The following is a 15,414-nucleotide window of genomic DNA, read 5'->3' as shown; positions in this document are numbered from 1 at the left end:
CACTGGGAGTTTTGTTATTAGTATACTTCTACCTGACCTTGGAAGATTCGTCTAAGTCTGTTACGAACCATGATGAAGGCTGGTATCAGGAAGGCGTCTGCAAGGATCCAGGCTGCTGGACTTGCAAGACAGATTGCTATGAATCCGAATTTTGGAACAAAGAGTAGGGCTACTGCGCCCCTTCCGATCATTTCCATTACTCCGGCAAGTACTGCAAACATTGAAAAGCCCATCCCTTGGATAAGGAATCTAACAATGTTTACAAGTGCAAGTGGTACATAGAATAAGCTATTGTAAAAGAGGAACAGGTGGGCGTTATCGAGGCATGCCACATCTCCTGCCTCCAGGAATATCATTGAGAACTGTCTTCCAAAAAGTGCAAGAACTACAAACGCTAAGATTGCGTAGCCACATCCAATCTTGCAGGCTGCGATAAGACCGTCCTGGAGGTGCTCAAGCTTCTTGGCACCAACGTTCTGTCCGCCATAAGTTGCCATTGTTGATCCAAGGGCATCAAATGGAATACAGAAGAACATCGCAACCTTGCTGGCTGTCGTAACAGCAGCAATCGCATCTTCGCCAAGGGAGTTAATGGCAATCTGAAGGATTACACTTCCAATAGCTGTGATGGAATACTGAAGTCCCATTGGAACACCCATGTTGAGAAGGATCACGAAGTGATGTCTATCAAGCTCCCAGTCTTCCTTCTGTAAGTGAAGGATATCTATCTTTCGAATGATAAAGATAAGGCAAAGGGCTCCTGAAATACCCTGAGAAATAACTGTAGCAAAGGCTGCTCCAAAGATTCCCCAATGAAATGGAACAATAAACACGATATCCAGGACGATGTTAACAACTGATCCGATGATCAGGTACTGAACAGGGTGCTTGCTATCTCCAAGAGCTCTGATGATTCCAGATAAAAGGTTATACATATATGTAACTGGAATTCCAAGAAATATTACTAATATATAAATGTATGCGTATTCAAAAACTGACTCAGGTGTCTTCATAGCAGTAAGGATCTGTCTGCAGAAAACACTGACAAGAACTGTCATCACTACAGCGAATATAGCACTGAGGATGATAGAGTGTGTTACGAACTTACGCATGCTCTTATAGTCTTTGGCTCCAAATCTCTGAGCTACAGGAATCGCAAATCCATTACATACTCCCATGCAAAATCCCATGATAAGGAAGTTGATGGATCCTGTTGAGCCCATTCCTGAATAAGCCTCTTTGCCAAGGAACCAGGAAACAATAGCTGTATCTATAATGTTGTACAACTGCTGGAAGAGCATTCCCCACAAAAGAGAAAGCGCAAATCCAAAGATAAGAGACATTGGATTTCCTACAGTTAAGTCTTTTACATTACTACTTTTTTGCATGTTTTAAACCATTCTTTCAAAATATCGAACATGTTTTTTGGTACTGAGATAGTCTACTACATTTTGATAAAATATCAAGTATATTTTTAGGAGGAAACTTCCAAAAATAGTGCAATTATTGTACAATAGTCGTATCTTACTAGCACAGATATAGTGCGGGAACGAGGACAAAATGGATAATATCAAAGCAGTTGTTTCTCTAGGTCATGAAGCCCTTGGTGTCAACACCATGGAACAGAGAGCTGCCACACAGCTCACTGGTAAAGCTCTTGCAGATCTTGTAGAGGCCGGCTATCAGCTGGTCATCACTCACAGTAATGGTCCACAGGTCAGCATGATCCATAAGGCTATGACCGAACTTCACAGAATGTATATAGATTACACTTCAGCTCCTATGTGTGTCTGCAGTGCCATGAGCCAGGGTTACGTTGGCTATGATATTCAGAACTCACTCAAGACAGAGCTCACAAAACGCGGAATCTATAAACCAGTCAGCACAATCCTTACACAGGTTACAGTTGATCCTTATGACGAAGCTTTCTACGCTCCTACCAAGGAAATCGGTCGTAACATGTCCAAGGAAGACGCAGATAATGAAGTAAAAAAAGGTAACTTCGTAAAAGAGATTCCTGGAAACGGATACAAGAGGATCATTGCAGCTCCTAAGCCAATCGACATCGTTGAGATCGATGCTATCAGAACTCTTGTGGATGCCGGTCAGGAAGTTATCGCTTGCGGCGGTGGCGGAATCCCTGTTATTCAGCAGGGACATACCCTTAAAGGTGCATCTGCCGTAATTGAAAAGGATGCTATTGCAGGCAAGCTTGCAGCAGACCTCAAAGTAGACAGACTCATCATCTTAACTTCAGTTCCTTATGTGTACAAGAACTTCCAGAAGGAAGACCAGGAACCGATCATCAAGATGAACGTAGCAGACGCCAAGAAATATATTGAGGCTGGCGAGTTTGGAGAAGTCGACATGCTTCCTAAGATTGAAGCTGCTATCGAATTCCTCGAAGCCAATCACAACGGATCAGTTCTCATTACATCACTTGATTCTGTTGATGCTGCTCTTAAGGGCAAGGCTGGTACTTTCATCACTTTTGAATGATCTCATTTCATATATAAAGCCTCACGCATCTGCGTGAGGCTTTAATTATGTCTTTAAACCTGTTTTGCTGCTTCAGTATTAAACTGAGGTATTCTAGGCTGGAAGCTCTCTCCTCTGATCTCGATCAAAGGACTTGCTTTCTTTTCAATATAGTCACGAGTAATAGTTACTCTTCCGATATTCTCATCCTTAGGGATTTCATACATGATATCAAGCATGAAATCTTCTATAATGGCACGAAGAGCTCTGGCTCCTGTGTCTTTTTCAAGAGCCTTCTCTGCTATAGCTTCAAGGGCTGAATCATCAAAGCGAAGATCAACCTCATCAAGTGCAAGAAGCTTCTGATACTGCTTAAGTATCGCATTCTTTGGCTCCTTTAATATCTGTATCAGCATCTCTTTATCAAGAGCCTGAAGAGTACAGATGATAGGAAGTCTTCCAAGGAACTCAGGGATCATACCGAATTTCTTGAGGTCTTCTACTGTTACATTTGAAAGAAGATTTGGATCATCTTCATATTTATCTTTAAGATCTGCATCAAAACCAATTGATGTTTTCTTATTAAGCCTCTGGGTAATGATCTCCTCAAGGTCAGGGAAAGCACCTCCGCAGATAAAGAGAATATTTCTGGTATTAACAGTTGTAAGAGGAACCATGGCGTTCTTGCTGCCTGCTCCTACAGGAACTTCGACATTTGATCCTTCGAGAAGCTTAAGCATTCCCTGCTGAACTGATTCACCGCTGACATCTCTTGCTGTAGTATTCTTTTTCTTGGCAATCTTGTCTATCTCATCAATAAAGATGATTCCGTGCTCTGTCTTCTCAACATCATTGCCAGCAGCAGCAAGGAGCTTACTAACTACGCTCTCTATATCATCACCGATATAACCAGCTTCTGTAAGTGATGTGGCATCTGCAATAGCAAGAGGCACATCAAGAAGCTTAGCAAGTGTCTTAACAAGATAAGTCTTACCACTACCTGTAGGTCCAAGAAGAAGGATGTTGGACTTCTCGATCTCAATATCATCCATTGTATCTGTAGCCACTCTCTTGTAGTGGTTATAAACTGCAACAGACATTACCTTCTTAGCCTGGTCCTGTCCGATGACATACTCATCAAGCTTAGCCTTGATCTTGTGAGGAGCCGGGATATTCTTTATATCAAAAGCTGGCTTAACCTTGCTCTCACTCTTTTTCTTGATCTTCTGTGAATTAGGAATGCCACCAAATGGTTGATCACCCATACCAAAGAAACCAAATCCCGGAAACCCATTTGTATTCTTGTTGAGTTCATTCATAAGATTTGGATTGTTCAGCATGTTCTGATAATCAAACTGGCTGACTGTGTCCATGGTCTTTTGCATGCAGTCATTACAGATGCAGATATTGTTTGGAAGATGGAACATCTTACCAGCTTTACTCTCTGGACGTCTGCACACAAAACAAACATCTTCATATTCAGTTTTGTCGCCGTTTTCTTTGGTTGCATCAGAAGACTCAGATGTTGTATCAACAACATCTGAGCCATTATCACCCTCTTTTATCTCTCTGAAATCAAATTCGTCGTCTCTGTTTCCTGCCATATATACCTCATTAAATAATTAGTGTCCGCTACCCTGGCCGCTCTTAGCATTTGGATCGCCGGCTGGCTGCTGGTCTATACTGCCGCCATTATTGCCGTTTCCAGAATTGCCGCTTCCATTTGTTGCATTAGAATCAGTCATAGCCTTGCCAAGTGTAAGGTCCATAGTGATCTCATTATATTCTGCACCGTTAGCTCTTTTAACAGTAACCTTTACTGTTGTACCGGCTGAATAGTACGCAAGCTTGTTCTGAAGCTCATCCATTGATGTGATCTCGTCACCCTCAAAGCCAACGATCACATCACCCTTCTGCATGCCAGCTGCCTGAGCTCCACCGCCATCAGCAACTTCTGCAACATAGATACCAAGTGGAAGTCCATACATCTGAGATACTGATGATGTAACTGTCACACCTGAAATTCCAAGATATCCTCTCTCTTCATCAGAAACCTTTACCTTGGTCTCTTCATTCATGAGCTTGTCGATGATAGGACGTGCAACTGAAATAGGAATAGCATAGCCCATACCTTCAATTGTCTCGCCGCCGATCTTGTTAGAATTGATACCGATCACTTCACCAGATATATTAAGAAGTGCACCACCTGAGTTACCTGGGTTAATTGCTGCATCTGTCTGGATAAATGTCTGATATGCGCCCTCAGAAATCTCAACTTCTCTGTTAACAGCTGAAATTACGCCTGTTGTAACTGACTGACCATAGCCAAGAGCGTTACCGATTGCAATTGCTGGCTCGCCAAGCTTGAGTGAATCGCTGTCTCCAAGAGTTGCTACCTTGATGGAATCAAGGGTATCTGATGAAATGTCATCAAGCATAACTGCTATAACTGCAAGATCCATATCCTGATCAGTTCCTTTGACAACCGCCTGAACTGAAGCATCATCTGTAAAGATAACTTCCAATGAATCTGCGCCTTCGATAACATGGTAGTTAGTTGCAATTAAAAGCTCAGTATCATTCTGACCTACAATGATACCACTACCTGAAGCCTGTGCTTCCTGTTCCTGAACATATCCAAAGAAGTTCTGAGAAGCTGTATAGTTGTTATGAATGATTACCATTGCTGGCATTACTTCTGAAACAACACCTGTAACATCAGTAACTACTGCCTTAACTTCTCCAGCTACTGTTGTAGTCTGAATCTTGCTCTCTTCCTCAGCTACATCTTCAGCAGCCTTGGTAGCCTCTTCTGCTGCAGCTTCCTCTTTTGCTGTCTCGTCCTGAGCTTCTTCCTGAGTTTCCTCGACCTGCTTGGATCCATCTTTGACACTAGCAAAGAGCTCTGGTCTATTTGTTACTGCGTAGTAGCCCGCTCCAATGCCACCAGTCAAAAGAGCTATTGCTACTATAATTGCTACTGCGATGCCTGCTGTATTTCTTTTCTTTGGCGCAGGCGTCTGATTTGTTGCCCCAGAATTCATGTTGCCATTGGAGCTATATTGATAAGTTCCATAGCTCTGTTGCCCGTTACCGTAGCTGTAAGAATTCTGTGAGCTATTCCCCATATATCCATTTCCATAACTATAATTGTTGTAAGGGTTGCTGTTTGTACCTGGCTTGTTTTCTTCTTCAAACATAGGTCATACCTTCTTCCTTTCAAATTATGGCTTTAGTATAGTTTCATTCTGTGACGGAATTGTGTTGAATTTATAATAAAAAAATAATATTAGAATTAATAATCTTCTTCTAAAACCTGTATTTCCAGATAGTCGAAATCTATTTCCTCGATAAAAGAGTCCTGATAGAACCTGCATTTATTATGAAGCTGAAAATCTTTGACTATTGGGTCCAGCCAAATAGGCTTTGGAAGGTCAAATTCATAGCACGCCTTTTCAAGGGCGTTCATTATTTTGTGAGTTCTTTTGTCATAGGTCTCATCGCATATTACTGTATCTTTGATCAAGTGGTTATCATCAATAACTCTGCACCACATTCTAAACATAGATAAATACCGCCTTGTTAAAGTTCTTTTCATAATAAATGCTGGATCATGAGCTTATCTCATAATCCAGCATATAATCATTTTATAATATTATCTGTAAAAACTCCACTTGCTCTTAAGGCTTCAAGGAAACTCTCCCTTGTGCGGGTAATGATGAGTTCCTCTGGGAAGTGGATGTCTTCTAGCATTGCAAGAGCCTTAGATGCATTGCCGATCTCATAAGCCATATGAGCATCAGTATTGACTGCTATCTTAACTCCAAGTTCTGCGCATCTGATTGCCACCTGTCTGCACAGACTCTGATGATGACCTTCATATGAGAAGCTTGCCTCATTGATCTCAAGGGCCTTGTTCATATCCTTGACTGCCTTAAGCACTGGGTCCATCTCAAACTCAACACCAGATCTTCCAATGTGTCCTATGAAAAGAACCTTTGGATGGCTAAGGGCATTTATGAACATCTGTGTGTTCTCAGCTGCCGAATGACCTACTGTATGTCTCTTGGAATGAACACTTGCGATCACATAGTCCATTCTGCGGAATACCATATCACTAAGTGGCATTGGGCTTTCCATCTCATCACCTACGATAGACTTGGTAATGATGTTATCAAATCCAAACATGTGGCCTTCCATGTCTACTATATCAGCCTCACAGCCCCTTAAAAGAGTGACTCCGTGAAACTGCCTTGGCCACATATTAGTTCCAAAGAAAAACTGATAATTCTTGACGTTTTCGTAATCCGAAAAGAGCATAGAACTGAAATGATCAGTACTGCCGAGAAGCTTGATTCCCTTCTCGCTGGCAGCCCTGACATTCTCTTCTATAGTTGAATATGCATGTCGTGAATAAATTGTATGTGTATGGGTATCACATTCTATATGGTACATCTAAAAACCTCTATTTCTCTTACTTCCCCCATATCACAGCTTCATGATCAGTCTTCGTATCCGTTAGGATTCTGGCTCTGCCACTTCCATGAATCTGCGCACATTTCTTTGATACCATTCTCAGCCTTCCAGCCAAGTTCCTTCTCTGCCTTGTCAGCATTTGAGTAGCAAGTTGCGATATCGCCAGGACGTCTGTCTCTGATCACATATGGGATCTTAACTCCTGTAGCTTCTTCGAAGTTCTTGACGATGTCAAGTACGCTGTATCCTACGCCTGTACCAAGGTTGTAGATGTTAAGTCCGCTTCCAGGAGCAAGCTTCTTGAGAGCCTTAACATGTCCTACTGCAAGGTCAACTACGTGGATGTAATCACGTACGCCGGTTCCGTCTGGTGTGTCGTAGTCGTTACCAAATACATTGAGTTCTGGGAGCTTACCTACTGCAACCTGTGTGATGTATGGCATAAGGTTGTTAGGAATTCCATTAGGATTCTCACCGATTGTTCCGCTCTTGTGTGCTCCGATTGGATTGAAGTATCTAAGAAGAACTACATTCCACTCTGGATCAGCCTTCTGAATATCTGTAAGAACCTGCTCAAGCATTGACTTTGTCCATCCATAAGGGTTTGTACATGTTCCCTTAGGGCATTCCTCTGTGATAGGAATAAATGCTGGGTTACCGTAAACTGTTGCTGAAGATGAGAAGATGATGTTCTTGCAGTTGTGCTTTCTCATGACATCAACAAGAGTAAGTGTTCCTGTGATGTTGTTGTCATAATACTCCCAAGGCTTCTGAACTGACTCGCCTACTGCCTTGAGTCCAGCGAAGTGAATTACGCTGTCAATCTTCTCTGTTGAAAAGATCTTCTCGAGATCCTCTCTGTTTCTAATATCTGCCTCATAAAATGGCACTTTTTTACCAGTAAGCGCCTCGACTCTGCCAATTACTTTCTTGCTTGCATTTGCCAGATTGTCCATAACTACCACGTCGTATCCAGCGTTCTGTAGCTCAACGACTGTGTGTGATCCGATATATCCTGCTCCACCTGTTACTAGAATTGCCATTTTGATACCTCTCTTTTTGTTCTTTGCAAAATGTTGTCTGTTTTCACAAATTGCTATCTTGGCTTTTATTTTAGTAAGTGAATTACTATATTACAACGTTCTTTTGTTATGCGTACCTGTCATAATGTTAACTGATTGTAATCAAAGCTCAATTCCACACTTCTTGCAAAGTTCTCTTGCAGACTCTACTGAATCCACACCTTCCTTGTTCTTGATCGGTGCGAACTCATACTCTCTTACTACCTCATAAGGTAGGCAGCTATCAAGCATGTGGATCATATCAAGAACCAGCTGCTCGAACTTGCATCCGTTTGGTTTCTCAGGCTTAACAAGCTCAGCATTCTCATCAATATATGGAATCTTCTTCTCAACAACGTGAAGAGGAAGAGTCTTTTTAGCGATCTCATTGAGAGCCTTCTCATTGAAGAGATAGTTAAGGATTACACCATAGTTGTATGCTGGATCGCCGTTGGCGTCCTTGGCATCCATCATCTCCTGTGAAAGCTCATAGTACTCAACAATAGATGGCTTGCCATCCTCAAGACACATAACACCAACTTTCTCGTCTGGCGCGTTCTTGCGAACAACCTTGGCACCGCAGTCAACGCCTGCATTAAGTGTTGCACCTACAAAGCAAGGATCTGCGATTCTCTGAAGAACGTTATCTACTGCAAAGATATCGATCCACTCGATGCCCTCTGCAAGGATAACATCGCGAAGGCCAGCCTTGAGCATTGATGAATACCAGCCTGCATTACCATTAGGTGATGTGGAGATTCTACCCTTGCCTTCCATGTAAACCTTTCCTTCATAATCTGAAGCTGGCGCCATATCCTGCTTGAAGAATGTTACCTTATCCTCAGGATATCCAAAGTAGTTGTGCTCCTTAAGGAAGTTTACAGTAGCATCATTATTCTTTTCACTTGTCATGATAAAGAGATGAATATATGCACCATCCGCTGCCTTAACTGTATCCTGTAGGTTCTCGATTATTCTCTGGAAGATGTAAACGTGCTTGGTAAGGCCAATGTCATACATTCCCTTAGGGTTATCTGATCCAAGCCTTGTACCCATTCCACCTGCCAAAAGAACTGCTGCCACCTTGCCAGACTTAATAGCCTCTACACCTATCTTAGTAAATTCATCTTTTCTCTTCTCAATCTCAGAAACCTGCATTGCTGCAAGTGGAGCAAACTTTCCCCTTCCTTCGCTCTTTCCAAGGTTCTTGCAGTTTGCAAGTACAGCAAAATCTGTATCCTCAATCTGCTGAAGAAGATCAGCCTTCTCGCCATCTGAAAGCTCATCATAATATTTGAGAACATGGCTCTGGCCATACTCCTCAAGTTTCTTTTTTGCTTCTTCTAAGTTCATAACGTTTCCTTTCCGTCGTCCTCTAATAAACACTTTTTCCATTTTACCACATGTCAAAGTTTTCGTAAAAAAGAGAAGTCACCACACAAATGGCAACTTCTCTCGATCAAATTTCTTTCATCAGCCTGCTGGTGCTGTTTCTGGAGCAGGTGCTGGTGCTGGAGTTCCTGGTGTCCAGCCTGCTGGATCAACAAGGATTCCATTCTTGTCAAATGTGCAATTTACGTTATCAAGAAGTGCTGTAACCTTTACAAGCATTCTTCCGTTGTTAACATCGAAGTATCTCCAACCTTCTGGAGTCTGTACCCAGCCAACAACCTGATGTCCGTCAGTTGGATCAAGATAGTAAACACCATCCTTGAGAGATGCAAGACCAACAACCATCTTACCATCTGCACCAAAGTAGAAGTTCTTGCCATCGATTGCGTTCCAGCCTGTAACCATCTTACCATCTGGTCCAAAGTAGAATCTGCTAGCAACATCTCCTGACCAGCCTGTCTGCATAACGCCTTCTGCGTCAAAGATATAATTAGCTTTATCAAGAGTTACAAGACCAGTAACAGCTGTATGTGTATCTGGCGCAAAGTAAAATCTCTGTCCCTGTTCATTGGAGAACCATCCGCTAATAGCGATACCATCTGCATCAAACATATACTTACCAGTTTCAAGTGCGATCATACCAGTCTGCATTGCACCACTTGGACCAAAGAAATAAAGCTTGTCGCCAATCTGTGTAAGACCTGCGTGCATTGCATAGTTTTCATCAAAATAGTGAATACCATCCTCGAGCTGAACAAAACCCTTCTGGCAAACACCATCTGCATTGGCATAATATACACCAGCTTCTCCAAGATTGAGAAGGCCTGTGCATCTATTACCATTTGCATCAAAGTAGAATCTTGAACCGTCGATATCATTAAATCCAACTGCTGCAAGTCCGCCTTCTGCTGGCTTCAGGTAGTAGATACCTGTCTCATCCTGGAACCAACCAGTCTGAACAAATCCATTAGCATCTGTATGATATCTTCCGTTTGCAAGGTTGAGCCAACCATACTGCTTACGGTAATTGCTGTAGTAGAATACGTGTCCGCCCCAGCTATTAAATCCCTCTGGAATAATACGAGAGAAATAATCTGTGTAGAGGTGATTAACATCTACTCTTGAAGGAACACCTGCATATGAGCCATGGCTTGTTGACTGCCACATAGCATATTCACCAGGATAATCACAGGATGAATTGTACTGAGCAACCCACTTTGCAGAAGCTACACTAGGCATTCTCTGAAGGAACCAGTTACGGCTAGCGTATACCATTGTCTCATATCCATTTGCATTGAGGATTCCACAGAAAGTATCTGCGATAGCCTGAAGCTGTGCAGCATTGAGTCCTCTCTGACACTGATCTTCAATATCAATTGCAACTGGGAAAGTTACTGTATATGGAGCTATCCATGCAAGAACCTGATTGGCCTCTGCAGCAGCTGCCTCTGGAGTAGTAGCGTATGAATAGATATAGACACCTGTTCTAACGCCAGCAGCATTGGCTCCGTTGATGTTATTTACAAATTGTTCGTCTAGACCCTTCTTGGTAGTGCCAACACGGATCATAGCAAATCTGATGCCTGAAGCTTTGACCTGTTGCCAGTTGATTGCTCCCTGATACTTGGAAACATCGATACCTACTGCAACTTCTGGTCCTGCTCCTGCAGCCTCAGCTGTGATACAGCTTACAGGCGAAAAAGATAGGATCGCTACCATAGAGATGAGCATTCCTACTGAAAGAATGAGTTTTCCCACTTTTTTCATTTACACTGACTCCCCTCGGATTTTTACATTTTTCTTAACATAAACAATTATATAAGAAATGCCACTTTGGAGCAACCTCCAAAGTGGCACTTTATTATTAAACTAAAACCCCATAGCCCCTAATTGACGATACCTCGTCAAGTGCTTTACGCGAATGGATTCTCTGTTGGATATGGAAGTGAAGCTGGCTGATTGTAGCCGATAACCTCTGCTCCAACATACTTAAATACTTCGTAAAGAGCCTTTCCGAAGTGTCCGAATGCAACTGCTCCGTGGTGTGGGAAGTTGTGCTGGATAAGGATATGTCTATAGAATCTTCCCATCTCAGGAATAGCAAATACACCGATTCCACCGAATGACTGAGTAGCAACAGGAAGAACTTCACCCTGTGCAACATATGCCTTAAGGTGATTATCTGATGTGCTCTGAAGTCTATAGAATGTGATATCACCAGGAATGATGTCACCTTCAAGTGTTCCCTGTGTAACCTCCTCAGGAAGGTTTCTAGCCATGATTCTCTGGAACTTCATCTCGCAGCTTGAAAGCTTGCTTGTGCATGTATTTCCGCAGTGGAAGCCCATGAATGTATCTGTGTGCTTGTAGTCGAACTTGCCCTTGATTGACTGCTCGTACATATCAGCAGGTACAGAGTTGTTGATATCAAGAAGTGTAACAGCATCATCAGAAATGCATGTTCCGATGAACTCTGAAATTGCACCATAGATATCTACTTCGCAAGATACAGGGATTCCTCTGCCTGTAAGTCTTGAGTTAACGTAGCAAGGAACGAATCCGAACTGTGTCTGGAATGCAGGCCAGCACTTACCAGCGATACATACATATTTCTTGCCGCCTCTGTGCTCTTCGATCCAGTCAAGAAGTGTAAGCTCATACTGAGCAAGCTTCTCAAGGATTTCAGGCTTCTTGTTACCAGCGCCAAGATCCTTTTCCATATCTGCCTTAACTTCTGCGATTCTAGGATCACCAGCATGCTTGTTGAATGACTCGAAGAGGTCAAGCTCTGAATTCTCTTCAATTTCAGCACCCATGTTGTAGATCTGCTGGATAGGAGCATTACAAGCAAGGAAGTTCATAGGACGTGGTCCGAATGAAATAACCTTGAGGTTTGCAAGTCCATCAAGTGCTCTAGCGATTGGAACGAACTCGTTGATCATCTTAGCACACTCATCAGCTGTTCCTACTGGATACTCTGGGATGTATGCCTTAACGTTACGAAGGTGAAGGTTGTAGCTTGCGTTGAGCATACCGCAGTAAGCATCTCCTCTACCATCGATAAGGTCGCCCTGTGACTCTTCTGCTGCCGCACAGAACATTACAGGTCCGTCAAACTTCTCTGCAAGAAGTGTCTCAGAAATTTCTGGTCCGAAGTTTCCAAGATATACGCAAAGAGCGTTACATCCAGCCTTCTTAACATCTTCAAGAGCCTCAAGTGTCTGAGTCTCACTCTCGATGATGCATACAGGACACTCATAAACGTCCTTGTCGTTGTAGTTCTTTTTGTAGGCCTCTACTAAAGCCTTTCTTCTGTTTACAGCAAGTGAAGCTGGGAAACAGTCACGGCTTACTGCAACAAGACCGATTTTTACCTCTGGAATATTGATCATAATAAATCCCCTTTCTTTTTTATACCAAGAGCAATATGCTCTACTCTACCTGTAGTCTAACCGACGTATATCATTATCAGCTAAAAAGCACTAAAAAACAACGTGCCAAATTATAGAAAATACCCCGATAAAATTATTCAAAATACCTATATCTTGTAATCTTTTACCCTTATAAAAAAGACAAGCTATCAAAGAGTAACCCCAATCTCTACACACTCGTGTCCAGTAAGCTCTTTTGATCTAGTATCTGGCTGCTGACATCCGGCATAAAGCTTGAAGTTCTTGGCAAATATCTTTCTCTCGCCTTCTTCATTTACAGAAGTAAATGCCTTCTTATCAAGCTTAACAGTAACCTCTACCTCTGAGCCTGCAGGAACGTGCACTCTCTTGAAGCCGCAAAGGCTTGGATGTGTCGTAGCAAACTTAGAATCAAGATCCTTGATATAAACCTGAACGACCTCGTCTGTGTCTACCTTGCCGTCATTTGCCACCTTAACTGTAAGCTCGGCATCAACAAGGCCATCCTTGGAGCCATTATCCATATGCAGATGAAGATCAGGCTTAACATAGCAATCGCCATATGTAAGTCCGTATCCGAAAGGATAAAGAGGTGTTCCGGTAAAGTATCTATAAGTTCTATTCTTCATAGAATAGTCTTTGAAATCTGGAATATCATCAGCTGAAGCATAGAACGTTACAGGAAGCTTACCTGATGGAGATACATCGCCAAAGAGGATATCTGCAACATCCTTACCGCCTCTAGCACCTGGGTACCAAGCCTGAAGTACTGCATTAGCCTCTTCCTGAGCCTTACTAAGATCAATAGCACTACCAGCCATATCAATTACGATGGTAGGCTTGCCACACTCAAGCACTGAGTAAAGGAGCTGTCTCTGGCAAAGAGGCAGATTAAGATTGATCTTGTCTCCTGACGCGAACTGGTTTCCTGCGTCACCCTCTTCACCCTCAAGATTCTCATCAAGACCAACTACAACAACCACTACATCTGAGTGGTCTGCAACTGCCTGCGCCTCTGAAAGTCTGTCTGGAAGATTAGGATCTGCCAGGTTACTGATATTATTCTTGAAGATGTCTGAACCTTCAGAATAAAGAACTCTGACATCATCTCCAACCTTGTCCTGGATACCTTCTAGAACAGTGATGTATCTTGAAGCTGTTCCATGGTAATTACCAATAAGTGAAAGTCTTGAGTTAGCATTTGGTCCAACTACGCCAATAGTCCTTATCTTGGACTTATCAAGTGGAAGAAGTCCATCATTTTTAAGAAGTACTACCGACTCCCTTGCAGCTCTGCTAGCTACAGCAAGATGCTCTTTGCACTCAACCTTCTCAAAAGGAATCTCATCATACTCTGTCTTATCAAACATTCCAAGAAGGAATCTTGTAGTAAAGAGTCTCTCACAGGATGTTGTAATGAGTTTTTCATCAAGAATGCCTGCTCTATAAGCATTCATAATAGTCTGATAAGTACATCCGCAGTTAAGGTCACATCCCATTTCAAGAGCAAGCTTAGCTGACTCTTCTGGGCTACTTGTTACCTTGTGATTTTCATGGAAATCCTTGATTGCCCAGCAGTCTGATACGAAGTGTCCTTCGAATCCCCACTTATCTCTTAAAGTATCTACCATGAGAGGCTTATTTGCGCAGCATGGCTCACCATTTGTTCTGTTATAAGCACCCATTACTGCCTCAACACCAGCCTCCTTTACACATGCCTCGAAAGCAGGAAGGTATGTCTCTTCCAAATCCTTCTTGGATGCCTTGGCGTCAAAGAAATGTCTCTCTCCTTCTGGTCCTGAATGCACTGCGAAGTGCTTGGCACATGCAGCAACCTTCATATATTCTCCATCACCCTGCATCCCCTTAACAAATGGAACTGCAAGTCTGCTGGTAAGATAAGGATCTTCTCCATAGGTCTCATGACCTCTACCCCAACGTGGGTCTCTGAATATATTTACATTAGGAGCCCAGAAAGTGAGTCCCTTGTAAATATCTCTGTCCTCTCTCTTGGACTGCTCGTTGTACTTGGCACGAGCCTCGATAGCAACAATCTCACCGATGGCACCCATAAGGTCCTCATCAAATGCAGCTGCAAGTCCGATAGCCTGTGGGAACATTGTAGCTGTGCCTGCTCTTGCAACGCCGTGAAGAGCTTCATTCCACCAGTTGTATGCTGGAATTCCCAGTCTGTCGATAGCTGGAGCATCATAACGAAGCTGTGATGCTTTTTCATCAACAGTCATCTTAGCAACAAGTTCTTTTGCTCGCTTTCTCGCTTCCTCTCTATTCATAAAAACTATCCCCTTTAATTAATCTTTTGTGATCCATTTTCAATTTTAAAGAATGGGAATTGTTTTTTCTTACCATTTTTTGCCTTAATCAGCTTAATATTTGCGGATAAAGAAAGAGACGTAACCACAAGGGTTACGCCTCTAAAAACATGCCTTACAAACCATGATATACGGATTGCTACGTTTCTGCGAAACTCTCGCAATCCTGCAAACATTCGGAAATCGCTATTTACTTCGTAAATTGCTTTTTTCCTCATGTTTGTTCAGGTCATCAATACATAATGCTTATCATGCAAGCATGTA

Annotated in this window: 12 protein-coding genes; 1 reads left to right on the top strand and 11 read right to left on the bottom strand. The window is 42.5% G+C overall.

Annotation, left to right across the window (positions count from 1 at the left end):
- Nucleotides 1–17: 17 nt before the first annotated feature.
- Nucleotides 18–1,388, bottom strand: a complete 1,371-nt coding sequence (locus tag bhn_RS01500; protein WP_071175044.1) for an MATE family efflux transporter — start codon at nucleotides 1,386–1,388, stop codon at nucleotides 18–20.
- Nucleotides 1,389–1,560: 172 nt separating this feature from the next.
- On the opposite strand from bhn_RS01500, the gene arcC reads away from it, so the two are divergent.
- Complete coding sequence (gene arcC, locus bhn_RS01495; protein ID WP_071175043.1) at nucleotides 1,561–2,499, top strand: carbamate kinase; 939 nt, start codon at nucleotides 1,561–1,563, stop codon at nucleotides 2,497–2,499.
- 53 nt (nucleotides 2,500–2,552) lie between these two features.
- On the opposite strand, the gene clpX is transcribed toward arcC, so the two are convergent.
- The 10 genes from clpX to bhn_RS15535 all read right to left on the bottom strand — a co-directional run bounded on the left by clpX (nucleotide 2,553) and on the right by bhn_RS15535 (nucleotide 15,368).
- The gene (clpX, locus tag bhn_RS01490; RefSeq protein WP_071175042.1) at nucleotides 2,553–4,082 is read right to left on the bottom strand and encodes an ATP-dependent Clp protease ATP-binding subunit ClpX; all 1,530 of its coding nucleotides are present in this window, start codon (nucleotides 4,080–4,082) and stop codon (nucleotides 2,553–2,555) included.
- A gap of 18 nt (nucleotides 4,083–4,100) precedes the next feature.
- A complete protein-coding gene (locus bhn_RS01485) occupies nucleotides 4,101–5,678 on the bottom strand; it encodes a S1C family serine protease (protein WP_071175041.1) in 1,578 nt (525 codons plus the stop codon).
- Between the two features lie 95 nt (nucleotides 5,679–5,773).
- Entirely contained in the window at nucleotides 5,774–6,043 is a 270-nt protein-coding gene (locus tag bhn_RS01480) for a hypothetical protein (RefSeq protein ID WP_071175040.1), read from the bottom strand.
- Between the two features lie 77 nt (nucleotides 6,044–6,120).
- Nucleotides 6,121–6,933: a phosphatase gene (locus bhn_RS01475; RefSeq protein ID WP_071175039.1), complete on the bottom strand. Its 813-nt coding sequence runs from the start codon at nucleotides 6,931–6,933 to the stop codon at nucleotides 6,121–6,123.
- Nucleotides 6,934–6,980: 47 nt separating this feature from the next.
- The gene (galE, locus tag bhn_RS01470) at nucleotides 6,981–7,997 is read right to left on the bottom strand and encodes a UDP-glucose 4-epimerase GalE (RefSeq protein ID WP_071175038.1); all 1,017 of its coding nucleotides are present in this window, start codon (nucleotides 7,995–7,997) and stop codon (nucleotides 6,981–6,983) included.
- 141 nt (nucleotides 7,998–8,138) lie between these two features.
- Nucleotides 8,139–9,368, bottom strand: coding sequence for a UTP--glucose-1-phosphate uridylyltransferase (locus tag bhn_RS01465; RefSeq protein ID WP_071175037.1), 1,230 nt, complete (start codon nucleotides 9,366–9,368; stop codon nucleotides 8,139–8,141).
- A gap of 120 nt (nucleotides 9,369–9,488) precedes the next feature.
- Entirely contained in the window at nucleotides 9,489–11,174 is a 1,686-nt protein-coding gene (locus tag bhn_RS01460; RefSeq protein WP_071175036.1) for a GH25 family lysozyme, read from the bottom strand.
- Between the two features lie 146 nt (nucleotides 11,175–11,320).
- Nucleotides 11,321–12,799, bottom strand: coding sequence for an L-fucose/L-arabinose isomerase family protein (locus bhn_RS01455; protein ID WP_071175035.1), 1,479 nt, complete (start codon nucleotides 12,797–12,799; stop codon nucleotides 11,321–11,323).
- A 188-nt stretch (nucleotides 12,800–12,987) separates the two neighbouring features.
- Nucleotides 12,988–15,111, bottom strand: a complete 2,124-nt coding sequence (locus bhn_RS01450; protein ID WP_071175034.1) for a glycoside hydrolase family 3 C-terminal domain-containing protein — start codon at nucleotides 15,109–15,111, stop codon at nucleotides 12,988–12,990.
- 14 nt (nucleotides 15,112–15,125) lie between these two features.
- Entirely contained in the window at nucleotides 15,126–15,368 is a 243-nt protein-coding gene (locus bhn_RS15535) for a hypothetical protein (RefSeq protein WP_148661890.1), read from the bottom strand.
- Between the last annotated feature and the right edge of the window lie 46 nt (nucleotides 15,369–15,414).

The organism is Butyrivibrio hungatei, from assembly GCF_001858005.1.
Classification (GTDB): Bacteria; Bacillota; Clostridia; order Lachnospirales; family Lachnospiraceae; genus Butyrivibrio; species Butyrivibrio hungatei.
This window is presented reverse-complemented; position numbering and strand designations above follow the sequence as displayed.

Excerpts from the sequence above, each read along its gene's own strand:
- arcC (WP_071175043.1), top strand. The coding sequence starts at position 1,561 with ATGGATAATATCAAAGCAGTTGTTTCTCTAGGTCATGAAGCCCTTGGT.
- bhn_RS01485 (WP_071175041.1), bottom strand. The coding sequence starts at position 5,678 with ATGTTTGAAGAAGAAAACAAGCCAGGTACAAACAGCAACCCTTACAAC.
- bhn_RS15535 (WP_148661890.1), bottom strand. The coding sequence starts at position 15,368 with ATGAGGAAAAAAGCAATTTACGAAGTAAATAGCGATTTCCGAATGTTT.
- bhn_RS01500 (WP_071175044.1), bottom strand. The coding sequence starts at position 1,388 with ATGCAAAAAAGTAGTAATGTAAAAGACTTAACTGTAGGAAATCCAATG.
- bhn_RS01465 (WP_071175037.1), bottom strand. The coding sequence starts at position 9,368 with ATGAACTTAGAAGAAGCAAAAAAGAAACTTGAGGAGTATGGCCAGAGC.
- bhn_RS01475 (WP_071175039.1), bottom strand. The coding sequence starts at position 6,933 with ATGTACCATATAGAATGTGATACCCATACACATACAATTTATTCACGA.
- bhn_RS01480 (WP_071175040.1), bottom strand. The coding sequence starts at position 6,043 with ATGTTTAGAATGTGGTGCAGAGTTATTGATGATAACCACTTGATCAAA.
- clpX (WP_071175042.1), bottom strand. The coding sequence starts at position 4,082 with ATGGCAGGAAACAGAGACGACGAATTTGATTTCAGAGAGATAAAAGAG.
- bhn_RS01455 (WP_071175035.1), bottom strand. The coding sequence starts at position 12,799 with ATGATCAATATTCCAGAGGTAAAAATCGGTCTTGTTGCAGTAAGCCGT.
- galE (WP_071175038.1), bottom strand. The coding sequence starts at position 7,997 with ATGGCAATTCTAGTAACAGGTGGAGCAGGATATATCGGATCACACACA.
- bhn_RS01450 (WP_071175034.1), bottom strand. The coding sequence starts at position 15,111 with ATGAATAGAGAGGAAGCGAGAAAGCGAGCAAAAGAACTTGTTGCTAAG.
- bhn_RS01460 (WP_071175036.1), bottom strand. The coding sequence starts at position 11,174 with ATGAAAAAAGTGGGAAAACTCATTCTTTCAGTAGGAATGCTCATCTCT.